Source organism: Streptomyces sp. NBC_00012, assembly GCF_045040875.1.
Taxonomy (GTDB): Bacteria; Actinomycetota; Actinomycetes; order Streptomycetales; family Streptomycetaceae; genus Streptomyces.
In genome coordinates this window covers 6966550-6992721 of record NZ_CP108309.1, presented here as the reverse complement: position 1 = coordinate 6992721, position 26172 = coordinate 6966550, and the positions used below count along the sequence as shown (strand labels likewise).

The 26172-nt window shown below is 69.4% G+C and carries 20 protein-coding genes and 2 pseudogenes; 9 read left to right on the top strand and 13 right to left on the bottom strand.

Annotated elements, in window-relative coordinates:
- Positions 1–6: 6 nt before the first annotated feature.
- The gene (locus OHA19_RS31970) at positions 7–1266 is read right to left on the bottom strand and encodes an MFS transporter (protein ID WP_405710994.1); all 1260 of its coding nucleotides are present in this window, start codon (positions 1264–1266) and stop codon (positions 7–9) included.
- A gap of 137 nt (positions 1267–1403) precedes the next feature.
- On the opposite strand from OHA19_RS31970, the gene OHA19_RS31965 reads away from it, so the two are divergent.
- Positions 1404–2444, top strand: a complete 1041-nt coding sequence (locus tag OHA19_RS31965) for a LacI family DNA-binding transcriptional regulator (protein WP_405710996.1) — start codon at positions 1404–1406, stop codon at positions 2442–2444.
- 68 nt (positions 2445–2512) lie between these two features.
- Here the strand turns inward: OHA19_RS31965 and prcA are convergent, their stop codons facing one another.
- From prcA to arc, 6 genes and pseudogenes are all read right to left on the bottom strand, one after another.
- Positions 2513–3325 (bottom strand): proteasome subunit alpha, encoded by an 813-nt coding sequence (gene prcA, locus OHA19_RS31960; RefSeq protein ID WP_405710998.1) that lies wholly within the window; start codon positions 3323–3325, stop codon positions 2513–2515.
- Positions 3326–3383: 58 nt separating this feature from the next.
- A complete protein-coding gene (gene prcB, locus OHA19_RS31955; protein WP_405711000.1) occupies positions 3384–4229 on the bottom strand; it encodes a proteasome subunit beta in 846 nt (281 codons plus the stop codon).
- Positions 4181–4371 (bottom strand): annotated as a pseudogene (locus tag OHA19_RS31950) (endonuclease domain-containing protein); the annotation flags it as partial. The pseudogene OHA19_RS31950 and the gene prcB, both read right to left, overlap by 49 nt.
- Before the next feature lie 101 nt (positions 4372–4472).
- Complete coding sequence (locus OHA19_RS31945; protein WP_124718707.1) at positions 4473–4691, bottom strand: ubiquitin-like protein Pup; 219 nt, start codon at positions 4689–4691, stop codon at positions 4473–4475.
- A 121-nt stretch (positions 4692–4812) separates the two neighbouring features.
- Positions 4813–6324 carry a depupylase/deamidase Dop gene (gene dop, locus OHA19_RS31940; RefSeq protein ID WP_405711003.1) on the bottom strand — a complete coding sequence of 504 codons (1512 nt, stop codon included), beginning with the start codon at positions 6322–6324 and terminating at the stop codon, positions 4813–4815.
- Positions 6325–6558: 234 nt separating this feature from the next.
- On the bottom strand, positions 6559–8325 hold the full coding sequence (arc, locus tag OHA19_RS31935; RefSeq protein WP_384755825.1) for a proteasome ATPase: 1767 nt from the start codon (positions 8323–8325) through the stop codon (positions 6559–6561).
- 241 nt (positions 8326–8566) lie between these two features.
- Here arc and OHA19_RS31930 point away from each other — a divergent pair, with 241 nt between their 5' ends.
- Positions 8567–8878 (top strand): ferredoxin, encoded by a 312-nt coding sequence (locus OHA19_RS31930; RefSeq protein WP_405711005.1) that lies wholly within the window; start codon positions 8567–8569, stop codon positions 8876–8878.
- Positions 8879–8917: 39 nt separating this feature from the next.
- On the opposite strand, the gene OHA19_RS31925 is transcribed toward OHA19_RS31930, so the two are convergent.
- The 3 genes from OHA19_RS31925 to OHA19_RS31915 all read right to left on the bottom strand — a co-directional run bounded on the left by OHA19_RS31925 (position 8918) and on the right by OHA19_RS31915 (position 11962).
- Positions 8918–9496 carry a hypothetical protein gene (locus OHA19_RS31925; RefSeq protein ID WP_405711007.1) on the bottom strand — a complete coding sequence of 193 codons (579 nt, stop codon included), beginning with the start codon at positions 9494–9496 and terminating at the stop codon, positions 8918–8920.
- 247 nt (positions 9497–9743) lie between these two features.
- Positions 9744–10649: a tRNA (adenine-N1)-methyltransferase gene (locus OHA19_RS31920; RefSeq protein WP_124718703.1), complete on the bottom strand. Its 906-nt coding sequence runs from the start codon at positions 10647–10649 to the stop codon at positions 9744–9746.
- 62 nt (positions 10650–10711) lie between these two features.
- Positions 10712–11962 (bottom strand): site-2 protease family protein, encoded by a 1251-nt coding sequence (locus OHA19_RS31915; protein ID WP_405711010.1) that lies wholly within the window; start codon positions 11960–11962, stop codon positions 10712–10714.
- A gap of 171 nt (positions 11963–12133) precedes the next feature.
- Here OHA19_RS31915 and OHA19_RS31910 point away from each other — a divergent pair, with 171 nt between their 5' ends.
- Both OHA19_RS31910 and OHA19_RS31905 read left to right on the top strand, forming a co-directional pair.
- Positions 12134–12979, top strand: a complete 846-nt coding sequence (locus tag OHA19_RS31910) for a PD-(D/E)XK nuclease family protein (RefSeq protein WP_241196458.1) — start codon at positions 12134–12136, stop codon at positions 12977–12979.
- Positions 12980–12989: 10 nt separating this feature from the next.
- Complete coding sequence (locus OHA19_RS31905; RefSeq protein ID WP_327276133.1) at positions 12990–13661, top strand: response regulator transcription factor; 672 nt, start codon at positions 12990–12992, stop codon at positions 13659–13661.
- Positions 13662–13709: 48 nt separating this feature from the next.
- Here the strand turns inward: OHA19_RS31905 and OHA19_RS31900 are convergent.
- From OHA19_RS31900 to metH, 3 genes and pseudogenes are all read right to left on the bottom strand, one after another.
- Positions 13710–15312 (bottom strand): annotated as a pseudogene (locus OHA19_RS31900) (ABC transporter substrate-binding protein).
- Positions 15313–15676: 364 nt separating this feature from the next.
- Positions 15677–16378: an HAD family hydrolase gene (locus OHA19_RS31895; protein ID WP_405711012.1), complete on the bottom strand. Its 702-nt coding sequence runs from the start codon at positions 16376–16378 to the stop codon at positions 15677–15679.
- Between the two features lie 120 nt (positions 16379–16498).
- Positions 16499–20011, bottom strand: a complete 3513-nt coding sequence (metH, locus tag OHA19_RS31890; RefSeq protein WP_405711014.1) for a methionine synthase — start codon at positions 20009–20011, stop codon at positions 16499–16501.
- 239 nt (positions 20012–20250) lie between these two features.
- Here metH and OHA19_RS31885 point away from each other — a divergent pair, with 239 nt between their 5' ends.
- The 5 genes from OHA19_RS31885 to OHA19_RS31865 all read left to right on the top strand — a co-directional run bounded on the left by OHA19_RS31885 (position 20251) and on the right by OHA19_RS31865 (position 26163).
- Positions 20251–21015: an IclR family transcriptional regulator gene (locus OHA19_RS31885; RefSeq protein WP_405711016.1), complete on the top strand. Its 765-nt coding sequence runs from the start codon at positions 20251–20253 to the stop codon at positions 21013–21015.
- A 236-nt stretch (positions 21016–21251) separates the two neighbouring features.
- On the top strand, positions 21252–22043 hold the full coding sequence (locus tag OHA19_RS31880) for an MIP/aquaporin family protein (RefSeq protein ID WP_405711018.1): 792 nt from the start codon (positions 21252–21254) through the stop codon (positions 22041–22043).
- A gap of 56 nt (positions 22044–22099) precedes the next feature.
- Positions 22100–23626 carry a glycerol kinase GlpK gene (glpK, locus tag OHA19_RS31875; protein ID WP_405711019.1) on the top strand — a complete coding sequence of 509 codons (1527 nt, stop codon included), beginning with the start codon at positions 22100–22102 and terminating at the stop codon, positions 23624–23626.
- A 6-nt stretch (positions 23627–23632) separates the two neighbouring features.
- The gene (locus OHA19_RS31870; RefSeq protein ID WP_405711021.1) at positions 23633–25243 is read left to right on the top strand and encodes an FAD-dependent oxidoreductase; all 1611 of its coding nucleotides are present in this window, start codon (positions 23633–23635) and stop codon (positions 25241–25243) included.
- A gap of 248 nt (positions 25244–25491) precedes the next feature.
- A complete protein-coding gene (locus tag OHA19_RS31865; RefSeq protein WP_037700470.1) occupies positions 25492–26163 on the top strand; it encodes a FadR/GntR family transcriptional regulator in 672 nt (223 codons plus the stop codon).
- Positions 26164–26172: the final 9 nt, after the last annotated feature.

The window sequence follows — 26172 nt, the reverse complement described above, 5'->3', positions numbered from 1 at the left end:
TGAACATTACGCCTGATGGCCTGAGCTGAAACCGGGTTCGACAGCACCGTTTCGATCATTTTCCGATCCCCGTACGGAAACGGCCGTACGCCCGGGAACTGCGAGTACCCTTCCCGTCGCCAGCAGAACGAGCAGCGCCGCCACCCCACCGGCCCCCGCCACGGCGAAGCTCCACGAGGTGCCGCCCAGCTCGACGGCCGGGCCCGCCACGGCCGTTCCCGCCGCCGCGCCCACCCCGAAGGTCGTCACCAGCCAGGAGAACGCCTCGGTCACGGTGCCCCGCGGCGCGTGCCGGTCGACCACGATGAAGGAGCAGGCGATCGCGGGCGCCAGAAAGACTCCGGCCACTGCCGCCAGTGCGGTCATGGCGACCACTCCGGGGGTCAGCATCAGCGGCAGATAGCCCAGCGCCAGCAGCGCGACGATGACCCGCAGCCGGCGCTCCGGCGCCCCGGCCCACTGCCGCGCCCCGTAGACCGCGCCGCCGGTCAGCGCGCCCAGGCCGAGCGCGGCCATCAGCCAGCCGTACACCGACTCCCGGCCGTGGTCGTCGGCGTAGGCCACACCGGCCACCGTGATCGAACCCAGCGCGAGCCCGACGAAGAAGAACGACCCGAGCAGCGCCAGCAGCCCCGGCGAGCGCAGCGCACCCAGCCAGTGCGCCTCGCGGGGTGCGGAGCGCCAGGTCCGGGAGGGCTCGGAGAGGACGACGGAGAGCGCCCCCAGGACGCCCAACGCGTTGATGACCAGCAGTGCGGCCGCGGGCGACCACAGGGAGACCAGCACCGTCACCAGCAAGGGGCCCACGGTGAACATGACCTCCTGGGCGACGGCGTCCATGGCGTACGCCCGGTGCACCCGCTCCTGGCCGCCCAGCACGCTCGGCCACAGGGCCCGCAGGCCGCCCTCCAGCGGCGGTGTGAAGACTCCTGCCACCGCCACGGCCCCGTAGGCCAGCGGGAGCGATCCCAGGCCCACCAGGGCCAGCAGGGCCATGCCCAACGCCGACACCACGGCGGCCGGGAACTGGACACGCGGCTGGCCGTACAGGTCCACGGCGCGGCCCAGCAGCGGCTGGCCGACCGCGGTGGCCAGCCCGTACACGGCCGCGAGCGCTCCGGCGAGGGCGTAGCTGCCGCCCTCGGCGCGGGTGAACAGCACGATCGCGACGGGGGCGGTGCCGTTGGGCAGCCTCCCCACCAGGGTTCCCGCCAGCAGGCGGGCGGCATGCCGCGCCCGGAGGATGTCCAGATATCCCGCGGCCATGTCCTGTCGCCCCTCTCCCTCCGGCACCCTTCCGGCGCCCAGAGGTTTTACGTATAACGTCGAAGTTCATACGTACCATGTGCCCAGTCCGCAGGTCCACTTCACGGCGCCTGCCCCCGACCGGCCCGGAGGCCCGAGTGACCAGCGCACCACAGCCTGCCCCGACCCGGCCCACCAGCCGCGATGTCGCGCGGGCCGCAGGCGTCTCGCAGGCCACCGTCTCCCTCGTGCTCGGCGGCAAATGGCCGGGCAGGGTCTCCGAGGCCACCGCCGAACGCGTCCGGCACGCCGCCCACGGCCTCGGCTACCGGCCCAATCTCGCCGCCCGCAACCTGCGCCTCGGCCGTACCCGGACCGCGCTCCTGGTCGTCCCCGCGCTGACCAACGAGTTCTTCGCACGCGTCTACACCGGCGCCGCCGAGGTCGCCGCCGAGCACGGCTTCGGCGTCGTCCTCTACCCGTCCCCCGAGGGCACCGGGCCGGCCCGGGACCCCTTCGCCTCGGCGAGCGCCTCCCTGGACGGCGTGATCGCCTCCTCCATGGCCGCCGGAGCTCTCGACGCGCTGCGCGGCGCGGGGCTGCCGCTGGTCATGCTCGACAGCGATCCCGCGGACACGGGGGTCGCGGCCCGTGTCAATCTGGACATCGCCGACGGAATGCGGCAGGTCGCGGAGCACCTCCTGGCCCTCGGCCACCGTCGCTTCGTCCACCTGGCGTCGGCCGTCGGCTCCTGGACGTTCGCGGTGCGCGGCCGGGCACTGCACGAGGCACTGCGGACGGTGCCCGGCACCTCCCTGCGGACCGTCGCGGCGGCGCTCGACGTCCACGCGGGCCGCGTCGCGGCGGAGCACACTCTCACCGCCCCGGGGCCCCGGCCCACCGCTCTCGTCTGCGACGACGACATCCTCGCCGCGGGTGCCTGCAAGGCCGCCCGCAGACTGGGCCTCCGGGTGCCCGACGACCTGTCCGTCACCGGGTTCGACGATCTGGCCCTGGCCACGGCCGTCGAACCGGAGCTCACCACCGTGCGACTGCCCGCCGAGCAGGTCGGGGAGCGTGGCATGGCCGCCCTGCTCGCGGCCCTGGACGACCGGCCGGCCGAGCCCGGCAGCCTCCCCGTGCACCTGGTGGTCCGCGGCTCCTCGGCGCCCCCGCCCCCGGACGCTCCGCAGGCATGACCGTGCCCCGGCCCGCCGGGAACGGCGTACCGGGGCACGGTCACAGCGGTGGACCGTCCTTCGACGGACTACTCCACGTCACCACCGGAGTCGGCGGAGCCGGTCGCGTCCGGAGCGGCGGCGGATCCGGTGCCCTCGCCCTCCTCGGTGTCGGACGGGGCATCCGTCGGCGCGGAGCCACCGTCCGCCTCCAGCAGCCGCGCCAGCTGCCTGCCGACGATCCGCTTGAACTTCCGCTGCTGGGGCCGCGTACGGTCCAGGACCGCGACCTCCAGCCGCTCGGCGGGGATCTCCCGCTCGCTGCCGTTGGGATCGCGCGACAACGCCTGCACCGCCAGCTTGAGCGCCTCGGCGAGCGTCATCCCGTCGCGGTGCCGCTGGTCCAGGAAGGTGCTGATCTGCTCGGCGTTGCCGCCGACCGCGACCGAGCCGTGCTCGTCGACGATCGAGCCGTCGTGCGGCAGCCGGTAGATCTGGTCGCCCTCCGGGTCGGTGCCCACTTCGGCGACCACCAGCTCCACCTCGTACGGCTTCTCGGCCGCACTGGAGAAGATGGTGCCCAGCGTCTGCGCGTACACGTTGGCCAGCCCACGGGCCGTCACATCGTCACGGTCGTAGGTGTATCCCCGCAGATCGGCGTAGCGCACGCCGCCGATACGGAGATTCTCGTACTCGTTGTACTTACCGGCGGCAGCGAAACCGATCCGGTCGTAGATCTCGCTGAACTTGTGCAGCGCACGGGACGGGTTCTCGCCGACGAACACAATGCCGTCGGCATACTGCAGCACAACCAGGCTGCGACCACGGGCGATGCCCTTCCGGGCGTATTCCGCCCGGTCGGCCATGGCCTGCTGAGGTGAGACATAGAACGGCGTCGACACCGGTTATCCGTCCCTTTCTGTCAGTGACGAGAGCATCGAAGAAGCAGCGGAACGGAGGTCAGAGCAGCGCGGCGCGCGGGCCGTCGGGCTGCTCCAGCCGGCGCTCCAGGACCGAGCGCGCGATCTCGGAGGACTCCGCCTCGTCCAGCCTCCGGAAGCCTTCGTCGGTGATGACGGTGACGATCGGGTAGATCCGCCGGGCCACATCGGGTCCGCCGGTCGCCGAGTCGTCGTCCGCGGCGTCGTACAGCGCCTGTACGACCAGGGTGAGCGCCTCCTGCTCCGTCAGCTCCCCGCGGTAGAGCTTCTTCATCGAGCTCCGGGCGAAGACCGAACCGGAGCCGGTGGCCGCGTACCCGTGCTCCTCGGAACGGCCGCCGGTGACGTCGTACGAGAAGATCCGGCCCTTCTCACGGTCGACGTCGAAGCCGGCGAAGAGCGGCACGACGGCGAGGCCCTGCATGGCCATCGCCAGATTGCTGCGGATCATCGTGGAGAGCCGGTTCGCCTTGCCCTCCAGGGAGAGCTGGGCGCCCTCGACCTTCTCGAAGTGCTCCAGCTCCAGCTGGAAGAGCTTGACCATCTCCACGGCCAGTCCGGCCGTGCCGGCGATGCCCACCGCCGAGTACTCGTCGGCCGGGAAGACCTTCTCGATGTCGCGCTGGGCGATCACATTGCCCATGGTCGCGCGCCGGTCACCGGCCAGCACCACACCGCCGGCGAACGTCACCGCGACGATCGTCGTCCCGTGCGGCGCCTCGATGGCCCCCTGGAGGGGCGGCAGGTTCCGGTTGCCCGGGAGCATCCCGGGCGACTGGTCGGACAGGAAATCCATGAACGAAGAGGATCCCGGCGTCAGGAAGGCAGCTGGTAGACGCCCGGTGCTACGAGTGTTGGCTTCCACGCGTTTCCCTCCAGGTAAGCGACGGCCCTGAGCAAGGCGTCAGGATCGTCTCCCAACTTGCCGATGGCCGAATTGCAGTTGATGCGGTTACGCCACGGACCCTACCCGTCCGGCGGCGGTGATCCACATGAACGGCGGGGGCGGCTGCACGGCTCGCGATGCCGCTTGCGCCCGCGCGGTACGGGCCGGACCGGCCCGTACCGCGCGCACTGCTCTCCATGCCCCCGCGTTCACACTCGCGAACTACTGTCCACCCTTTTGAACGAAGGACCGCACGAAGTCCTCCGCGTTCTCTTCCAGCACGTCATCGATCTCGTCCAGAACCGAGTCGACGTCGTCGCTCAGCTTCTCCTGGCGGTCCTTGAGGTCCTCGGAGACCTGCGCGTCCTGCGCCTGCTCCTCGACCTCCTCGGTGGAACGAGTCGCCTTCTGCTGTCCGCCGCCGGTGTCCTTGGTCGCCATATAGCTCACCCCGCTCGGTTCGAAGCACTTGATCAGACCCTACCCACGGGCTCCGACATCGGCCCGGTACTTTCTCTCAACGTCCGGGGGTCATCCCGATGATTCCCCGATCCCGGCCCTTTCAGCCGCCCGACAGGACCTGGACCAGCTCCTCCGCCGTGCGGCAGCGGTCCAGCAGCTCCTTGACGTGATCGCGGGTACCGCGCAGCGGTTCCAGGGTGGGTACCCGTTGCAGCGAGTCATGACCCGGCAGGTCGAAAATGACCGAATCCCAGGAGGCCGCCGCGACGTCGTCGGCGTACTGCTCCAGGCAGCGGCCGCGGAAGTAGGCCCTGGTGTCCTCCGGAGGCCTCGTACGGGCCTGCTCGACCTCGTTCTCGTCCAGCAGCCGCTTCATCTTCCCGCGGGCCGCCAGACGGTTGTACAGGCCCTTCTCGGCCCGCACGTCGGCATACTGCAGATCCACCAGGTGCAGCCGCGCCGCGTCCCAGTCCAGGCTGTCACGGCGGCGGTAGCCCTCCATGAGTTCCCGCTTGGCGATCCAGTCGAGCTCGCCGGACAGACTCATCGGGTCGTTCTCCAGCCGGTTGAGGGTGTCCTCCCAGCGGATCAGGACGTCCTTGGTCTGCTCGTCGGCATCCGCCCCGTAACGCTCCTCGACGTACTTGCGGCCCAGCTCGAAGTACTCCATCTGCAGCTGCACCGCGGTGAGGGTACGGCCGCTGCGCAGCGTGATGAGGTGCTTCAGGGTCGGGTCGTGGGAGACGTGGTGCAGGGTGCGCACCGGCTGGTCGACCGCGAGATCGACGTTGATGAAGCCGTCCTCGATCATGGAGAGGATCAGGGCGGTGGTGCCGAGCTTGAGATAGGTGGAGATCTCCGAGAGGTTCGCGTCCCCGATGATCACATGGAGCCGGCGGTACTTCTCCGCGTCGGAATGGGGTTCGTCGCGGGTGTTGATGATGGGGCGCTTGAGCGTGGTCTCCAGCCCGACCTCGACCTCGAAGTAATCGGCGCGCTGGCTGATCTGGAAGCCGTGCTCGTGGCCGTCCTGGCCGATCCCCACGCGTCCCGCCCCGGTGACCACCTGGCGGGAGACGAAGAACGGGGTCAGATGGCGCACGATGTCGGAGAACGGGGTTTCCCGCTTCATCAGGTAGTTCTCGTGCGTGCCGTACGAGGCGCCCTTGTTGTCGGTGTTGTTCTTGTAGAGGTGGATCGGCTGGGCGCCGGGGAGCTGGGCCGCGCGCTCGGCGGCCTCGGCCATGATGCGTTCGCCGGCCTTGTCCCAGAGGACCGCGTCCCGCGGATTGGTGACCTCCGGGGAGCTGTACTCCGGGTGTGCGTGGTCGACGTAGAGGCGGGCCCCGTTGGTGAGGATGACATTGGCGAGGCCGATGTCCTCGTCGGTGAGCTGGCTGGAGTCCGCGGTCTCGCGGGCGAGGTCGAAACCTCGCGCGTCCCGCAGCGGATTCTCCTCCTCGAAGTCCCAGCGGGCGCGGCGCGCCCGGTGCATCGCCGCTGCGTAGGCGTTGACGATCTGGGACGAGGTGAGCATGGCATTGGCGTTGGGGTGGCCGGGGACGGAGATCCCGTACTCCGTCTCGATGCCCATTACTCGCCGTACGGTCATGCGGCCCTCCTTGCCCGGCGGCGCTCCCTTGAGGGGCGGCGCTCAAGTACCGCTGCTTGTCGGTGCGCGTGCACTGCCCGTCCACACACTGCGCGACCGGGCGGTACGCAAGAGCCTAGAGCGCCTCTGTGCTGGTGGGGAGATCAATTACGTCATTGCTGCGGTGTCGCGTGAACGGGACCGAAAGCAACCGGCTGCGGATGCCCGGCCGGGCATCCGCAGCCTGACTGCGTTCTACAGGTACTGCCCGGTGTTCGCCACCGTGTCGATGGAGCGACCGGTGTCCGCGCCCTGCTTTCCGGTGACGAGCGTGCGGATGAAGACGATCCGCTCGCCCTTCTTGCCGGAGATCCGGGCCCAGTCGTCCGGGTTGGTGGTGTTCGGAAGGTCCTCGTTCTCCTTGAACTCGTCCACGCACGCCTGGAGGAGGTGGGAGACGCGAAGGCCCTTCTGGCCCTGGTCGAGGAATGCCTTGATGGCCATCTTCTTGGCCCGGTCGACGATGTTCTGGATCATCGCGCCGGAGTTGAAGTCCTTGAAATACAGGACTTCCTTGTCGCCGTTTGCGTACGTCACCTCGAGGAAGCGGTTCTCCTCGGATTCGGTGTACATCCGCTCGACGACCGACTGGATCATGGCGTGCGCAGCGGCTTCCTTGGAGCCGGTGTGCTCCGCGAGGTCGTCGGCGTGCAGCGGCAGCGAAGGCGTGAGGTACTTCGCGAAGATGTCCTTCGCGGCCTCCGCGTCCGGGCGCTCGATCTTGATCTTCACATCGAGACGGCCGGGTCGCAGGATCGCGGGGTCGATCATGTCCTCGCGGTTGGAGGCGCCGATGACGATGACGTTCTCCAGGCCCTCGACGCCATCGATCTCGGCGAGCAGCTGGGGGACGATGGTGTTCTCCACGTCCGAGCTGACACCGGATCCCCGGGTACGGAAGAGGGACTCCATCTCGTCGAAGAAGACGATGACGGGCGTGCCCTCGCTCGCCTTCTCACGGGCACGCTGGAAGACCAGGCGGATGTGCCGCTCGGTCTCGCCGACGTACTTGTTGAGGAGCTCCGGGCCCTTGATGTTGAGGAAGTAGCTCTTGCCCGTGGGCTGGCCGGTGACCTCGGCGACCTTCTTGGCAAGGGAATTGGCGACGGCCTTGGCGATGAGCGTCTTGCCGCAGCCGGGGGGACCGTAGAGCAGGATGCCCTTCGGCGGACGCAGTTCGTGTTCCTTGAAGAGGTCGGGGTGGAGGTAGGGAAGTTCGACCGCGTCCCGGATCAGTTCGATCTGGTCGCCCAGGCCGCCGATCTTGTCGTAGTCGATGTCCGGTACCTCTTCGAGGACGAGCTCTTCGACCTCGCTCTTGGGAACCACTTCGTAGACGTAGCCGGACCTCGGTTCGAGCAGGAGGGCGTCGCCGGGGCGGATGGTGATGTCCAGCAGCGGCTCGGCGAGCCTCACCACCCGTTCCTCGTCGGTGTGCCCGATGACCAGGGCCCGCTCGCCGTCCTCAAGGATTTCCTTGAGGGTGACGATGTCCCCGGCCCGCTCGAATTCCATGGCGTCGACCACGTTGAGCGCTTCGTTGAGCATGACTTCCTGGCCGCGCCGGAGGTCTTCGAGCTCGACACTCGGGCTGACGTTCACCCGGAGCTTTCGGCCCCCGGTGAAGATGTCGCAGGTGCCGTCCTCATTGCCCTGCAAAAACACACCGAAACCGGCCGGCGGCTGTGCGAGCCGGTCGACTTCTTCCTTGAGGGCCACGATCTGGTCGCGGGCCTCGCGCAGTGTGTTGGCGAGCCGCTCATTCTGTGCGGACACGCCTGCCAGGTTGGTCTGCAACTCGACGATCCGCTCTTCGAGAATCCTCGTATGGCGCGGAGAGTCGGCGAGCTTACGTCGCAGGACGGCGATTTCCTGCTCGAGATAGGCGACCTGGCCGGCTGGGTCTTCGGACCCCCGCCCGGGCCGGATGCCGCGGTTGATGTCGTCGTCGTGGGCTGCCACGGTCCTCACCTCCTCCAAGGGGAGCTGGACGCTTCCTGACCCTACCTGGGTGGGTGATGATTGAAACCCCTAGATCACAAAGACTGCGGGGCGTGTCCGATCTTCACCCGTGCGTTCCCGCTCGTGTCAGGGGAATACCCACCCTTCAACATCGGAAAGCGGCCGGTTGTATCGTCGAACCGTTCAACACCCGTCAGGGCTGGCATCTTTTGGTTCGGATACGCAGGGAACGGCAGGAGAAATGACCGTGCAGCAGGACGCTCCCATCGGTGGCGACACGCAGGACCTGGAGGTCTGGATCGACCAGGACCTCTGCACGGGCGACGGTATCTGCGTCCAGTACGCACCCGAGGTGTTCGAGCTGGACATCGATGGTCTGGCCTATGTGAAGAGCGCCGACGACGAGCTGCTGCAGGACCCGGGCGCGACGACGCCCGTTCCGCTGCCGCTCCTGCAGGACGTGGTCGATTCGGCCAAGGAGTGCCCGGGCGACTGCATCCACGTCCGTCGCGTCTCGGACAACGTCGAGGTGTACGGCCCCGAGGCCGCCTGATCCGGTGGTCGCGGGTCTCCGGTCACGCGCGGTGACCGGTCAGGCGTTGCCCGGGGCAGCCTGGGTGGCGCGGACGAACGCGCCGCCCCGCCACTGCCAGGTGACCCGCTCCTGCTGGTCGGGGCAGCAGCGCGCCACCTCGTCGGAGGAGTAGCCGAGCAGGGTGGCCGAAATGACTCCGTCACGCACTGCGAAATCGCCGATGCTCATCGCCTGGGCGGGGTCCACCAGGGTCGCCACGACCCGCGGTGCGGCCCCGCTTCCGCGTGTGAGGACGTAGACCCCGCTGGGCGGGGTGCCGGAGCCGGCCGCGCAGTGGACCACCGCGACGGTCTCGGGCCGGCCGTCACCGTCGAGGTCGCCGGTGGCCTGCTTGGCCACGGTGCTCTCGACTCCGCCGCACTCCAGGGGGAAGTCCGCCCGTGCCGGGTCGGGGGCGGCGACGGTCGTGGTGCCGTGCTGCGCCGTGGTGCGGTGGGGGGTGGAGGCCGAGGCCGTGGGGTCCGGCTGGAGCAGGCCGGCGGCCGCGACCACGGCGGCCATGGCCGCCGCTGTGGCGAGCCAGTGCAGCGGCTTGGTGTCGGTGTGCGCGAGGTCCGGGAGCTCGGAGGTCTGCACGCGGGATGTCTCCTGTGGTTCCTGTGGATCGAGGACGCCCGGGTGGGCGGCGCCACCGGTGGGACTGCCGCGGCGGCATGGGGTGGCCAGCATCGTGCCACACCTCACGGACCAGCGGAACGGTGGGGTCGGCACGGATTGCGGGGCCGCCGAGGACGGTGTCCCCGTAGCGGCAACGAAAGGGCGCCGCCGCCGAGTTCCCGGGTCGGTCCGGGAACTCGGCGGCGGCGCCGGTGCGTTGCGCGGGTCAGCCGCGGGAGGAGCCGCTCTGGCTGCCGGGACCGTCGTAGTCCTCGCCGTAGGCGCCCTTGGCGGGGCGGCGGCGGCGCAGCGGGGCCTCCACGCCGTCGGCCAGGCGGCGGGCGGTGACGAGGAAGCCGGTGTGGCCGATCATGCGGTGGTCCGGGCGGACGGCCAGGCCCTCGACGTGCCAGTTGCGGATCATCGACTCCCAGGGCTGCGGCTCGGCGAAGCAGCCGATCTCACGGATGGACTCGACGGTCCGCGCGAGCTGGGTGGTGGTGGCGACGTACGCGCAGAGGATGCCGCCGGGCACCAGAGCCTTGGAGACGGCCTCCAGGCACTCCCAGGGGGCGAGCATGTCGAGGACGACCCGGTCGACATCGGTGTCCGACAGGTTGTCCTGGAGGTCGCCGACGGTGAGCTGCCAGGCCGGGTGCGGTTCGCCGAAGTAGCGTTCCACGTTCTGCTGGGCGATCTCGGCGAAGTCCTCGCGGCGCTCGTAGGAGTGCAGCATGCCCTGGTCACCGATGGCGCGCAGCAGGAAGGTGGAGAGCGAGCCGGAGCCGACGCCGGCCTCCACGACGCGGGCGCCGGGGAAGATGTCGGCGAAGGCCAGGATCTGCCCCGCGTCCTTGGGGTAGACCACGGCGGCGCCGCGGGGCATGGACAGGACGTAGTCGGGGAGCAGGGGGCGCAGCGCGAGATAGGCGACGTTTCCCGTGGTTCGGACAACACTGCCCTCGGGGGCACCGATCAGCTCGTCGTGCGGGAAAGAACCCTTGTGGGTGTGGAAGTTCTTTCCGGCTTCGAGCGTGAAGGTGTAGTGGCGTCCCTTGGGATCGGTGAGCTGGACCTGGTCCCCGACCTTGAAGGGCCCGCGTCGGCGGGCGGCACCGGTCGGTTCAGACATGTGACCAGCCTACCGGTGATTCCCCCGGCTCCGACCGCGAGCCCGGGGCGGGGGCGGGGCGGTCAGGCGGCCGGCCTGGCCAGAGCCGCGACGAACGCGCGTTCGACGTCGGCGGTGGAGAGGACGCCGTAGATCTCACCGCTTTCTTCCAGGACCAGGTACTCGGTGGCCGGGCTGGCCTTGAGCCTGTCCAGGAGCGCTTCGCCCGACAACTCGGCGGAGACCTTCATGCCTTCGGTGAGGTCCTGGGCGAGGCCGCTGACGGCGACCCAGGGGCGGCGGTGCTCCGGCACGGCCACGATGGCCGTCTCCCGGACGATGCCCTTCGGTTCGCCGTGGCCGTCGACGACGACGAGGGCGCGGGCGCCCGCCTCGTTGGCCCGGCGCAGCGCCTCGGAGAGCGGGGTGGCGGACTCCACGGGGACGGCGCGCCGGGTGAGCGTGCGGGCGCGCAGCTCGGGGAGGTGTTCGCGCAGCCGGGCCATGCGCAGGCTGTTGCCCGCCCCGGTCCAGATGATCGCGGCGAGGATGGCGGCGAGCAGCGCGTCGGTGATGGTGTCCATGCCGCTGAGGTCGCCGGGGTCGTTGCCGAAGGTCCCGGTGTGGGTGAGCAGCGGCAGGCCGATCAGGGTGATGACGGCGAGGGCGCGGCCGACCCAGGCGGCGGCGACGGTGCCGCTCATCGGCTTGCCGGTGATCTTCCAGACGACGGCGCGGAGCATGCGCCCGCCGTCCAGCGGGAGGCCCGGGAGGAGGTTGAAGGCGGCCACCAGGAGGTTGGAGATCATCAGGCCGGCGAGCAGGACCCCGGGCACGGTGCCGGGCGCGACGAACATCATCCCGATGTAGAAGACGCCCGCGAGCACCAGGGAGAGCAGCGGTCCGACGAAGGCGAGCACGAACTCGCGGCCCGGGGTCTCGGACTCCTTCTCGATCTCGGAGACACCGCCGAAGAACTGGAGCTGGATGCGGCGCACCGGCAGCTTGTAGCGCAGTGCCACGACGGTGTGGGCGAGTTCGTGGACGAGCACGGAGGCGTAGAAGGCGATCGCGAAGAAGAGGGAGACCAGGTAGCGCGCCGTGCCGAGCTCGGGCAGCACCCGGTCGAGCTGGCCGCCGAAGACCCAGGTGATCAGCGCGGCCACGAGGAACCAGCTGGGCGCGACGTACACCGGCACGCCGAAGGGGCGGCCCATGAGAATGCCGCCTCCGGGCTCTTCGGGGCGCTGCGGCCCACCCTTTCCGGGGCCGGTTCCGGGGGTCGTTCCCCCTGCACCGGGCTGCGGCCGCCCGCTGTCGCCGCTCTCGTCCACGGGGTCCCTTCGGTCGGTGCCCTACGGCACGATCATGCAGTGTTCGAGGCTGTGTGGTCGATGGTATGCCGCCCGCTGTCAGTGGCGGGCCGTAGGGTCTTCGACATGACCTCCCTGCCGCGGCCCGCTCAGCCGCCCTCGTCCCTGTCGCCGTCGCGGGCGAGCGATTTCATGCAGTGTCCGCTGCTGTACCGCTTCCGGGTCATCGACAAGCTGCCTGAGAAGCCCAGCGAGGCGGCTACCCGGGGCACGCTGGTCCATGCGGTGCTGGAGCGACTGTTCGACAACCCCGCGGTGGAGCGCACGGCGGGCCGGGCCACGGCGCTGATCCCCGCCCAGTGGGACCGGCTGCTGGAATCCAGGCCGGAGCTGTCGGAGCTGTTCGCCGAGGATGCCGGGGGCGAACGGCTGGCGCGCTGGCTCTCGGAGGCGGAGAGCCTGGTGGAGCGGTGGTTCTCGCTGGAGGATCCGACGCGTCTGGAGCCCGCCGAGCGGGAGCTGTTCGTCGAGACGGAGCTGGAGTCGGGGCTGCGGCTGCGAGGGGTGATCGACCGGATCGACGTGGCGCCGACGGGCGAGGTCCGGATCGTCGACTACAAGACGGGGAAGGCGCCGCGCCCGGAGTACGCGGAGGGCGCACTCTTCCAGATGAAGTTCTACGCCCTGGTGATCTGGCGGCTCAAGGGTGTGGTGCCGCGCCGGCTCCAGCTCGTCTACCTCGGCAGCGGGGACATCCTCACGTACGACCCGGTGGTGGCGGATCTGGAGCGGGTCGAGCGCAAGCTGCTCGCGTTGTGGGACGCGATCCGGCTGGCCACGGAGACGGGTGAGTGGCGGCCCCGGCCGACGAAGCTCTGCGGCTGGTGCGACCACCGGTCGGTCTGTCCCGAATTCGGTGGCACTCCCCCGGTCTATCCGTTGACGGCCCGCCCGGCCGAGGCGGAGCAGGATGTGCAGGGCAGAATGGATCCGGTCCGTGCTGAGGCCGGCCGGCCTGTGGCCCTCGAAGGACCTTGAAGGAGACCCTGTGGCTATCCGCGTCCTACTGGTCGACGACCAACCGCTGCTGCGCACCGGCTTCCGGATGATCCTGGAGGCGGAAGGCGATCTCGCGGTGGTGGGTGAGGCCGGTGACGGCCTCCAGGCTCTCGACCAGGTGCGGGCGTTGCAGCCCGATGTGGTGCTGATGGACATCCGGATGCCGCGGATGGACGGCGTCGAGGCGACCCGCCAGATCACCGGACCGGGCCGCGACGGCCCGGCGAAGGTGCTGGTGCTGACCACGTTCGATCTCGACGAGTACGTGGTGGAGGCGCTGCGCGCCGGTGCCAGCGGCTTCCTGCTGAAGGACGCTCCGGCCAATGAGCTGGTGCAGGCCATCCGGGTGGTCGCGGCGGGCGAGGCGATGCTCGCCCCGAGCGTCACCCGTCGGCTCCTCGACAAGTACGCGGACCACCTGCCGTCCGGCGAGGAGCCGGTGCCCGACACCCTGCACACGCTGACCGACCGCGAGGTCGAGGTGCTGAAGCTGGTGGCCCGCGGCCTGTCGAACGCGGAGATCGCCGCGGATCTGTTCGTCAGCGAGACGACGGTCAAGACGCATGTCGGCCATGTGCTGACCAAGCTCGGGCTGCGCGACCGGGTGCAGGCCGCGGTGTACGCGTACGAGAGCGGTCTGGTGCGCCCCGGCGCCCAGTGACCCGCGCGGTGGGTGTCCCGGCCGGGCAGTGCCGGGGCACCCCCTGGCTCAGCGCGGGTCCTTCGCCAGCTCCCACAGCTGGAGTTCGGCGGAGGCGTCGACCGCCCATTCGACGCCGGTGAGACCCTCGCGCGAGGCGACGTACTGCTTGCCCTGCCAGATCGGCAGTACGGGCACGTCGGTGGCGACGGACCTCCTGGAGCCGCTGGAAGGTCTTGGCCGCGGCGCTGCGGTCGGTCTCGCGGCGGGACTGCGGGATGAGCGTCTTCTGCGCCAGGACCGACTTGTACGACGAGTTGAGGAAGTTGTTCCGGCCGAGGAACGGCGCCATGAAGTTGTCGGGGTCCGGGAAGTCGGGGAACCAGCCCATGCCGTAGATGGCGTAGTCGCCGCGGACCTGAGCGGGGCGGAATTTCTCCCAGGCGGTTCCCTTGACGGTGACGTCGAACAGCCCGGTGTCGTCGAACTGCTTCTTCAGGGCCTGGAATTCGGCGGCGGTACCGGCGCCGAAGTGATCGGTCGTGTAGTGCAGGGTGAGCTTCACCGGAGTGCGGATGCCCGCCGAGCGCAGGATCGCCGCGGCCTTCGTGGTGCTGGGATCGCCGTACTTGTTGTAGAACGAGTTGGTGTGCCCGGTGATGCTGGAGGGGATCAGCGAGTACAGCGGTTCGGCCGTGGCGCCGTACACCTTGCTCGCGATCTCTCCGCGGTCGATGACCTGGGCCATGGCCTGACGGACCGCCTTGTCCTTGACGGCCGGGTCCTTGGTGTCGAAGCCGAGATAGCGGATGGCGAGGCCGGGCATCTCGGTGAGCTTGACACCGCTCTCGGGCTTCTCCAGCAGTCCCTGGGCCTGTGCGGGCGTCATGGTGCGGCTCATCATGTCGATCTTCTTGCTGTCGAGCGCCTTCCCCATCGCGGTCGCGTCGGAGAACAGGTCCAGCTCGACCTTGTCGTTCCGCACCTTCAGATCCCCCTTGTAGTGGGGGTTCCTGGTGAAGCGGATCTTGACGACCTTGTGGTGCCGGGTCTCCGCCTTCATCGTGTACGGACCGGAGCCGTCCACCCGGAATCCGGTCCGCGCGGACTTCGCCGGGTACACGCTCCGCGGCACGATCCCGGCGACGGGGGTGGCGAGCTTGTACGGGAACGTGGCGTCCGGTGTACGCAGGTGGAAGACGACCTCCCGTTCACCCTTCGTCTCGATCGTGTCGATGTTGTCGAGCAGGGCGACCGGCCCGTTGGCGGCATGGATGCCGATGACCCGGTCCAGGGAGTACTTCACGTCGTCGGCGATGACCGGCCTGCCGTCGGCGAACTTCAGGCCGCTGCGCAGTTTGCAGCGATAGCTCTCGTTCTGGGTGTCCGTGAAGACGCAGCTCTCGGCCGCTTCGGGCACCGGCCGGCCGCCGCCACGCGGCACACGCATCAGGGTCTGCACGGTCTGCCGGAGCACGTTCCACACGCCGGCTTCGTAGCCCATGGCGGGATCGAGCGGCGCGGGGTTGTCCTTGGAGGCGACGATCTGGTCCGTGGCGCCGACGACGATGGTGTCCTTGCCATCGCCCCCGTCCCCCGACGCACCGCAGGCGGCGAGTACGGGCGCGAGCAGGCCGATGACGGCCGGCAACACCAGAGTCTTGCGGTTCATCTTGGACGCTCTCCCTCATCCGGGCATTGAGAAAGCGACATTAGTAGGCATCGTCAGCAATGCCGGACCGGAGAACTGAGGGCGTGTAATCGGATGGTGATGGGAATTAACGGCGAGCCATTTTCCCGCGCCAGGATCGTTTCGCAGATATCCGTACGAAGTGGGGCATCCAAGCGCACCAAAACGGACACCTCGGGGGATCTTGAGAATCACCCCGACCGATTTCGGGTGACAAGGCTCACGCCCGGGACCGCGCGAATCCTTTATTGGATCACCGGCTTGCCCACGTGCGTGCGACAGGAAATGCACCATCCACCGCCGAGAGTTTTTCTATTCATTCACAGAAATACTCTCGGTATGCGGATCAACGCTTTCCCGTGACCAGGCCCCGGAGAAAGGCGAGGTCGACTTCTTCGAGCGACCGTACGACCACCCGGCCGGACGCGGGGGCGATGGGGGCCACGGACGGCACGGCGACCACCCGGCAGCCCGCCGCCTCGGCGGCCGCGACACCGGTCGCGGTGTCCTCGATGACCGCACAGAACTCGGGATCCGCGCCGAAGCCGGAAGCGGCGGTGAGATACGGCTCCGGGTGCGGCTTCGTACGGGAGACCTCGTCGCCCGCGACGGTGAGGGCGAAGTGGTGACGGCCCACCGACTCCAGCACCCGGTCGATGATCCGCCGGTGCGAGGCGGAGACCAGGGCCGTGGGAATCTCGTGCCTGGCCAGTTCGGCCAGCAGCCGGGCCGCGCCCGGCATCAGCGGCACACCGCGGCCGATGCGCTTCTCGAAGCGGTCGTTGAGCAGCACGGTCAGCTCGTCCAGGGTGATGTCCGCACCGGTGACGTCCACGAGGTAGCCGGCACTGCGGGTCATCGGCCCGCCGACCACCACGTCCCGCCAGGCTTCGTCGAGCTGGTGTCCGAGCTCGGCGAAGACCTCCACCTCCGCGTCCCACCAGAACCCCTCGGTGTCGACGAGGGTGCCGTCCATGTCGAGGAGGACGGCCTGGAGCGCGGCACCTTCGGCCGTGCGGGTCAAGGACGCGGGGATCGTGCTGGTCATCCGGCACACCTTCCGTGAGGGACGAGAAGGCCGGCCGCCATTTCCCGTGGGAAGGGCGACCGGCCTGCACTGGGCCGACAAGTGTACGACTTGTACTGCCACCTCGCGTTGAACGGCGTCTTACCGCGCGTTGAAGTACTTCGCCTCGGGGTGGTGGATGACGATCGCGTCGGTGGACTGTTCCGGGTGCAGCTGGAATTCCTCCGAGAGATGCACCCCGATCCGCTCGGGCTGGAGCAGCTCGGCGATCTTCGCCCGGTCCTCCAGATCGGGGCAGGCGCCGTAGCCGAGGGAGAAGCGCGCGCCCCGGTACTTCAGCGCGAACATGTCCTCGACATCGGACGGGTCCTCGCCGCCGAAGCCCAGCTCCGAGCGGACCCGGGCGTGCCAGTACTCGGCGAGGGCCTCGGCCAGCTGTACGGACAGGCCGTGCAGCTCCAGGTAGTCACGGTAGGAGTTGGCCTCGAAGAGCTTCGCGGTCTCGCCGCCGATCTTCGAGCCGACGGTGACGACCTGGAGACCGATCACGTCCGTCTCGCCGGACTCCTCGGGGCGGAAGAAGTCCGCGAGGCAGAGACGGCGGCCGCGGCGCTGGCGGGGAAAGGTGAAGCGGGTCCGCTCGGAGCCGTCCTCGTGGAGCAGGATCAGGTCGTCGCCCTTGGACACGCACGGGAAGTAGCCGTGGACGACGGCGGCTTCCAGGAGGTTCTCGGTGTGGAGCTTGTCGAGCCAGCCGCGCAGGTGCGGGCGGCCCTCGGTCTCGACGAGCTCCTCGTAGGTGGGTCCGTCGCCGGTGCGGGCCTGCTTGAGTCCCCACTGGCCCTTGAACAGGGCGCCCTCGTCGAGCCAGGACGCGTATTCCTTGAGCTGGATTCCCTTGACGACGCGGGTGCCCCAGAAGGGGGGCGTGGGGATCGGGTTGTCGACGGCGACGTCGGAGCGTACGCCCTCCTCCGGCTCCGCCACTTCCAGGACCGCGGTGTCACGCTTGGGCACCCGGCGCTGCTTGAGTTCGGGCAGGACCGCTCCGGGGACCCCGCGCTTGACCGCGACCAGCGCGTCCATCAGCCGCAGGCCCTCGAACGCGTCACGGGCGTAGCGGACCTCGCCCTCGTAGATCTCGTGGAGGTCCTGTTCGACGTAGGCCCTGGTCAGGGCCGCGCCGCCGAGGATGACGGGGTACTCGGCGGCCAGCTTGCGCTGGTTCAGCTCCTGGAGGTTCTCCTTCATGATCACGGTGGACTTCACCAGGAGGCCGGACATGCCGATGACATCGGCCCGGTGCTCCTGTGCGGCCTCCAGGATCGCGGAGACGGGCTGCTTGATCCCCAGGTTGACCACGTTGAAGCCGTTGTTCGACAGGATGATGTCGACGAGGTTCTTCCCGATGTCGTGGACATCCCCGCGGACGGTGGCCAGGACGATGGTGCCCTTGCCCTCGGCGTCCGACTTCTCCATGTGCGGCTCCAGATGAGCCACCGCGGTCTTCATCACCTCGGCCGACTGGAGCACGAACGGCAGCTGCATCTGCCCGGAGCCGAACAGCTCACCGACGACCTTCATGCCCTCCAGGAGGGTGTTGTTCACGATGTCGAGAGCGGGCGTACCGGTGAGCGCCTCGTCGAGGTCGGCCTCCAGGCCGTTCTTCTCGCCGTCGATGATGCGGCGCTGGAGCCGCTCGTCCAGCGGCAGGGCCAGCAGCTCCTCGGCCTTGCCGGCCTTCATCGACTTCGTGCTGACGCCCTCGAACAGCTCCATGAGCTTCTGGAGCGGGTCGTACCCCTCGGCGCGGCGGTCATAGATCAGGTCGAGGGCGACCTTGACCTGCTCCTCCTCCAGACGCGCGATCGGCAGGATCTTCGAGGCGTGCACGATCGCCGAATCCAGGCCGGCCTTCACGCACTCGTCCAGGAAGACCGAGTTCAGCACGACCCGGGCGGCCGGGTTGAGACCGAAGGAGATGTTCGACAGACCCAGTGTGGTCTGCACTTCGGGGTGCCGCTTCTTCAGCTCACGGATCGCCCCGATCGTGGCGATGCCGTCCCCCCGGGACTCCTCCTGACCGGTGCAGATGGTGAAGGTCAGGGTGTCGATGAGGATGTCCGACTCATGGATGCCCCAGTTGCCGGTCAGGTCCGCGATCAGCCGTTCGGCGACAGCGACCTTGTGCTCGACGGTGCGGGCCTGGCCCTCCTCGTCGATCGTCAGCGCGATCAGCGCGGCACCGTGCTCCGCGGCCAGCGCCGTGACCTTGGCGAACCGCGACTCGGGGCCGTCCCCGTCCTCGTAGTTGACGGAGTTCAGAACAGCCCGGCCACCCAGCTTCTCCAGACCGGCCCGCAGGACCGGCAGCTCGGTGGAGTCGAGCACGATCGGGAGCGTGGAGGCGGTGGCGAAGCGCCCGGCCAGCTCCTCCATGTCCGCGACACCGTCCCGGCCGACGTAGTCGACGCAGAGGTCGAGCATGTGCGCGCCCTCGCGGATCTGGTCCCGCGCCATCTCCACACAGTCGTCCCAGCGGGCCTCCAGCATCGCCTCACGGAACTTCTTCGACCCGTTGGCGTTCGTACGCTCACCGATCGCCAGGTACGACGTGTCCTGGCGGAACGGCACGGTCTGGTACAGGGAGGCGGCGCCCGGCTCCGGACGGGGCGCGCGGGGGGTGAGCTCGGAGCCGCGGACGCGCTCGACGAGCTGACGCAGGTGCTCGGGGGTCGTGCCGCAGCAGCCGCCGACCAGCGAGAGGCCGTACTCCTGGACGAACGTCTCCTGGGCGTCGGCGAGCCCCTCGGGACCGAGCGGGAAGTGCGCCCCGTCCTTGGTGAGCACCGGCAGTCCGGCATTCGGCATGCAGAGCAGCGGGATCCGGGAGTGGCGCGTGAGGTAGCGCAGGTGCTCGCTCATCTCGGCGGGGCCGGTCGAGCAGTTCAGACCGATCATGTCGACGCCGAGCGGTTCCAGCGCGGTCAGCGCGGCCCCGATCTCGGAGCCGAGCAGCATGGTTCCGGTGGTCTCGAACGCCAGCGAACACAGCACCAGGAGGTCGCTGCCCATCGCCTCCAGTGCGCGCCGTGCGCCCAGTACGGCGGCCTTGGTCTGCAGCAGGTCCTGCGTCGTCTCGATGATGAGCGCGTCCGCGCCGCCGGCGATCAGGCCCTCGGCGTTCTGCTGGAAGCCGTCCCGCAGCACGGTGTAGGGAGCGTGGCCCAGCGTCGGCAGCTTCGTACCCGGGCCCATCGATCCGAGCACCCACCGCTGCTGCCCCGTCGACGCGGTGAACTCGTCGGCGACCTCGCGGGCGATGCGCGCGCCGGACTCGGAGAGCTCCTGGATCCGCTCGGCGACGTCGTACTCGCCCAGGGCGGAGGCGTTGGCCCCGAAGGTGTTCGTCTCGACGCAGTCCACGCCGACCGCGAAGTACTCCTCGTGCACCGAACGCACGATGTCGGGGCGGGTGACGTTCAGGATCTCGTTGCAGCCCTCGAGGTCCTGGAAGTCCTCGAGGGTCGGGTCCTGTGCCTGGAGCATGGTGCCCATGGCACCGTCGGCCACCACCACTCGGGTGGCGAGCGCCTCGCGGAGGGCTTCGGCTCGGTTCCGGCTGTCGGCGGAAGGGGTCGGCGACGAGGCCATGGATGTACTCCCTGGGATGCGACGGCTGTCGGCTTTGCGTCTTCGGTGGAAGGCGCACCAGGCCAGCCTAGCCGGGCGGCGCCCGGGGCCGTCACTCCGTCCCACGGAGCGGACTGCATGCTGTGCGGGGGGATGTCCCGATCGGAGCGGTGTCGCGGTTTCGGCACACGATCGAGCAATGGTCGGCATCGACCGATAGTGTTCAGCATTGTCGAACCGAGGTGGAGGAGTACGGCGCGATGGCCAAGAACATCCAGTCGCTGGAGCGGGCGGCGGCGATGCTGCGTCTGCTGGCAGGTGGCGAGCGTCGGCTGGGGCTCTCCGACATCGCCTCTTCACTGGGCCTGGCCAAGGGCACCGCGCACGGCATCCTGCGCACGCTCCAGCACGAGGGCTTCGTCGAGCAGGACACCGCGTCCGGCCGCTATCAGCTGGGCGCCGAGCTGCTGCGCCTGGGCAACAGCTATCTGGACGTGCACGAGCTGCGGGCCCGCGCACTCGTGTGGACGGACGACCTGGCCCGCTCCAGCGGCGAGAGCGCCCATCTGGGCGTGCTGCACCAGCAGGGCGTCCTCATCGTCCACCACGTGTTCCGCCCCGACGACAGCCGGCAGGTCCTGGAGGTCGGGGCCATGCAGCCGCTGCACTCCACGGCACTGGGCAAGGTGCTCGCCGCGTACGACCCGGTGGCGCACACCGAGGCGATGGAGGCCGAGCGGCAGCCCTTCACACCGCGCACCGTCACCGATGCGGAGGAGTTCGAGGCGATGCTCGACCTGATCCGGGCGCGCGGCTGGGCGGCCGACGTGGAGGAGACCTGGGAGGGCGTGGCCGCGGTGGCCGCCCCGATCCACGACCGGCGGCGGATGCCGGTCGGCGCGGTGGCCGTGACCGGTGCCGTGGAGCGGGTCTGCGCGGACGGGGAGCTGCGCCCCGAACTGATCGCCGCGGTGCGCGACTGCGCCCGGGCGGTCTCCCGGGACCTGGGCGCCGGGCGCTTCTGAGCGCTGCGGCGGCCCGCCACCCGGTAACGATCGAGTTATAGGCCACACAACCCTTGACGCCCGATTCACCTGGGGGAAGCATTGCCGTTCATCGGTCGGCATTGTCGAACACCAAACGGAAACAAGCGTTAGGGTGTGACAGCGCCAAGGGCCGGAAAACGCCCTCCCACGAGGGCGCGGACCACCGGAGGGACCCGGGGTTCGGCTTCCCTGGACGAAGGACAAAGGAGTCGCGGGTGTCCAGCTCCGACATCTTCATCGGCGAGACCATAGGTACCGCCGTGCTCATCCTGCTCGGCGGCGGTGTCTGCGCAGCCGTCACTCTCAAGCGCTCCAAGGCGCAGAACGCCGGCTGGCTGGCCATCACCTTCGGGTGGGGTTTCGCCGTGCTGACCGGCGCTTATCTGGCCGGTGGCGTTTCCGGCGCGCACCTCAACCCGGCGGTCACCATCGGTCTCGCGATCGAGGGCGGCACCAAGTGGAGCGACGTTCCGCTGTATCTCGTCTCCCAGCTGTTCGGCGCGATGATCGGCGCGGTGCTGGTCTGGCTGACGTACTACGGGCAGTTCCGGGCGCACCTCACGGATCCGGAGATCGTGGGCGCCCAGACGGGTGAAGAAGGCATGGTCGACAAGGCCGCCGCCCCGAAGGCCGGCCCGGTCCTGGGCATCTTCTCCACCGGCCCCGAGATCCGGCACGCCGTGCAGAACCTGGTCACGGAGATCATCGCCACCGTCGTGCTCGTCCTGGCGATCCTCACCCAGGGCCTGAACAACGAGGGCAACGGTCTGGGCACGCTCGGCGCGATGGTCACCGCTCTGGTGGTCGTCGGTATCGGCCTCTCGCTCGGCGGCCCGACGGGCTACGCGATCAACCCGGTTCGCGACCTCGGTCCGCGTATCGTGCACGCGCTGCTGCCGTTGCCGAACAAGGGCGGTTCCGACTGGGGCTACGCGTGGATCCCGGTCGCCGGACCGCTCATCGGCGGCGCGATCGCGGGCGGGCTCTACAACGTCGCCTTCGCCTGAGCCGTGGCGCACAGAGCCCCGACCCTCACGACCACACAGACCTCCGGGAGCACACCGTGACCGACGCACACACCACCGGCCCGTTCATCGCGGCCATCGACCAGGGCACCACCTCCAGCCGCTGCATCGTCTTCGACAAGGACGGCCGGATCGTCTCCGTCGACCAGAAGGAGCACGAGCAGATCTTCCCGAAGCCGGGCTGGGTCGAGCACGACGCGACCGAGATCTGGGAGAACGTCCAGGAGGTCGTGGCCGGTGCCATCGTCAAGGCGGGCATCACCGCCGCCGACGTGAAGGCGATCGGCATCACCAACCAGCGCGAGACCACGCTGCTCTGGGACAAGAACACCGGTGAGCCGGTCCACAACGCCCTCGTCTGGCAGGACACCCGGACGGACGCGCTCTGCAAGGAGCTCGGCCGCAACGTCGGGCAGGACCGTTTCCGCCGTGAGACCGGGCTGCCGCTCGCCTCGTACTTCGCCGGCCCCAAGGTCCGCTGGCTGCTCGACAACGTCGAGGGGCTGCGCGAGCGCGCCGAGCGCGGCGACATCCTCTTCGGCACCATGGACTCCTGGGTCATCTGGAACCTGACCGGCGGCACCGACGGCGGCGTCCACGTCACCGATGTCACCAACGCCTCGCGCACCCTCCTGATGAACCTGCACGAGATGCAGTGGGACGAGCGGATCCTCCAGTCGATGGAGATCCCGGCCGCGGTGCTCCCCGAGATCCGTTCCTCCGCCGAGGTGTACGGCAGCGCCAAGGGCGGCGTGCTCGACGGGGTCCCGGTGGCGTCCGCGCTCGGTGACCAGCAGGCGGCCCTCTTCGGCCAGACCTGCTTCTCCGAGGGCGAGGCCAAGTCCACATACGGCACCGGCACCTTCATGCTGATGAACACCGGTGAGACGCCCGTCAACTCGTACAACGGGCTGCTGACGACCGTGGGGTACCGGATCGGCGACCAGAAGCCGGTCTACGCCCTGGAGGGCTCCATCGCCGTCACCGGTTCGCTGGTGCAGTGGATGCGCGACCAGATGGGCCTGATCAAGTCCGCGGCCGAGATCGAGACCCTGGCCTCCTCGGTCGAGGACAACGGCGGCGCGTACTTCGTGCCCGCGTTCTCCGGTCTGTTCGCGCCGTACTGGCGCTCCGACGCCCGCGGTGTCATCGCCGGTCTGACCAGGTACGTCACCAAGGCGCACATCGCCCGTGCCGTCCTGGAGGCCACCGCCTGGCAGACCCGCGAGATCACCGACGCCATGACCAAGGACTCGGGGGTCGAACTGACGGCCCTGAAGGTCGACGGCGGCATGACCTCCAACAACCTGCTGATGCAGACGCTCGCCGACTTCCTGGACGCACCCGTGGTGCGGCCCATGGTCGCCGAGACGACCTGCCTCGGCGCCGCCTACGCCGCCGGTCTCGCCGTCGGCTTCTGGCCGGACACCGACGCGCTGCGCGCCAACTGGCGCCGGGCCGCCGAGTGGACCCCCCGCATGGACGCGGACACCCGCGAACGTGAGTACAAGAGCTGGCTCAAGGCCGTGGAACGGACCATGGGCTGGCTCGAAGACGAGGAGTAATCAACCATGACCACCCTGCAGAGTGTCCCGGCCCTCGGGACCCACCTGGCCTCCGGCTCCCTCCCGAGCCGTGCCGAAACCCGGGAGCAGCTGTCCAAGGCGGCGTACGACCTCCTGGTGATCGGTGGCGGCATCCTGGGCATCTCCACCGCCTGGCACGCCGCGCAGTCCGGGCTGCGGGTGGCGCTGGTGGACGCCGGCGATTTCGCCGGCGCCACCTCCTCCGCCTCCTCCAAGCTGCTCCACGGCGGTCTGCGCTACCTGCAGACCGGCGCGGTGAAGCTGGTCGCGGAGAACCACTTCGAGCGCCGTGCGGTGTCCCGCCAGGTGGCCCCCCACCTGGCCAATCCGCTCACCTTCTACCTGCCGGTCTACAAGGGCGGCCCGCACGGCGCGGCCAAGCTCGGCGCGGGGGTGTTCGCCTACTCGGCGCTCTCCGCGTTCGGTGACGGGGTCGGGCACGTGATCAGCCCGGCGAAGGCCAGGCGCGATGTGCCCGAGCTGCGTACGGACAACCTGAAGGCCGTCGCGGTCTATGGCGACGACCAGATGAACGACGCCCGGATGGCGCTGATGACGGTGCGCGCGGCCGTCGACGCGGGTGCGGTCGTCCTCAACCACGCGGCGGTGACGGGGCTGCGGTTCACCAAGGGCCGGGTGACCGGCGCCGAGCTCGAGGACCGTCTGGACGGCACGGAGTTCGGCGTCAACGCCCGTCTCGTGCTGAACGCCACCGGGCCGTGGGTCGACCACCTGCGCAGGATGGAGAACCCGGACGCGGCGCCCTCCATACGCCTGTCCAAGGGCGCGCACCTCGTACTGAAGCGCACCCGCCCGTGGAAGGCCGCGCTGGCCACCCCGATCGACAAGTACCGCATCACGTTCGCCCTGCCGTGGGAGGACATGCTGCTGCTCGGCACGACGGACGAGGCGTACGAGGGCGATCCCGCGGATGTCGCGGTCAACGAGAAGGACACCGCGCAGATCCTCGACGAGGCGGCGTTCTCCATCCGGGACCAGCAGCTCTCGCGCGATCTGATCACGTACTCCTTCGCCGGTCTGCGGGTGCTGCCGGGCGGCCCCGGCGACACGTCCAAGGCCAAGCGCGAGACAGTCGTGACGGAGGGCCGCGGCGGGATGCTGTCGGTCGCGGGCGGCAAGTGGACGACGTTCCGCCACATCGGCCGTACGGTGATGAACAAGCTGGCCGCGCTCCCCGGCCACCCGCTCGCACAGGACATGGAGCCGATCTCGCACCTGCCGAAGAAGCTCCCGCTGCCCGGCATCGCCAACCCGAACGCGGTGGCGCACCGGCTGCTGATCGACGGCGGCACACCGGGTCCCCGGATGTCGGCCGACACCGCGCGGCACCTCGCCACGCACTACGGTTCGCTCTCCTTCGACATCGCCCGGATGGCGAACGAGAACCCGGCGCTGGCCGAGCGCATCCACCCGGACGCGCCGGAGATCTGGGCGCAGGTCGCCTACGCCCGTGACCACGAGTGGGCCGAGACCGCGGACGACGTGCTGCGCCGCCGGACGACTCTGACGATCCGTGGCCTGGCGACGGACGAGATCCGGGCCGGCGTCGAGTCCATGCTCGGCGACCGGGGCTGACCGCTGCGGACACGCGGCGAGGGGCGGCTCCCGCGGGGGAGCCGCCCCTCGCCGCGTGTCCGCAGCGGCACGGTCGGTATGTCCGCAGCGGCACGACCGGCCGACGCACCACCCGGCCGCCGGCTGCCCGTGCCCCGGACGACCTGCGGCAGACCTGGTTCATCCGCCTCTTCCGACCCGCATAATGAAGAGATACATCGGATGTCTGAACCCAGTTCTGATTCCAGTCCCGATCCAGGAGGACCGTCATGGCTGTCACCGACGAGGCGATCGAGAAGATCAAGGGAATGATCGTCTCGGGTGCGCTGCGCCCCGGCGACCGGCTCCCCAAGGAGAGCGAACTCGCCGCGGAGCTCGGGCTCTCGCGCAACTCGCTCAGGGAGGCGGTGCGGGCCCTCTCACTGATCCGCATCCTCGATGTGCGCCAGGGCGACGGCACCTATGTGACCAGCCTCGATCCGCAGTTGCTCCTGGAGGCGCTGAGCTTCGTGGTGGACTTCCACCGCGACGACACGGTGCTGGAGTTCCTCGCGGTCCGCAGGATCCTGGAGCCCGCAGCGACGGCGATGGCCGCCACCCGGATCAGCGAGGCTCAACTGGACGTGCTCAGCTCGCAGTTGGATGCGTTGGGAGCGCAGCCCTCGGTGGAGGAGCTGGTCGCCTGCGATCTGGAGTTCCACCGCGGCATCGTGCAGTCGTCCGGGAATTCGGTGCTCTGCTCGCTGCTCGACGGGCTGTCGGGGCCGACCACCCGGGCCCGGGTCTGGCGCGGTCTGACGCAGGAGGACGCGGTCAGCCGCACCCTCCATGAGCACCGGGCGATCGTGTCGGCGCTGCGGGACCGCGACGCGGAGGCCGCGCGTGCCTGGGCGACGGTCCATGTGGCGAGCGTGGAGCAATGGCTGCGGTCGACGCTGTAGCGCGGAACG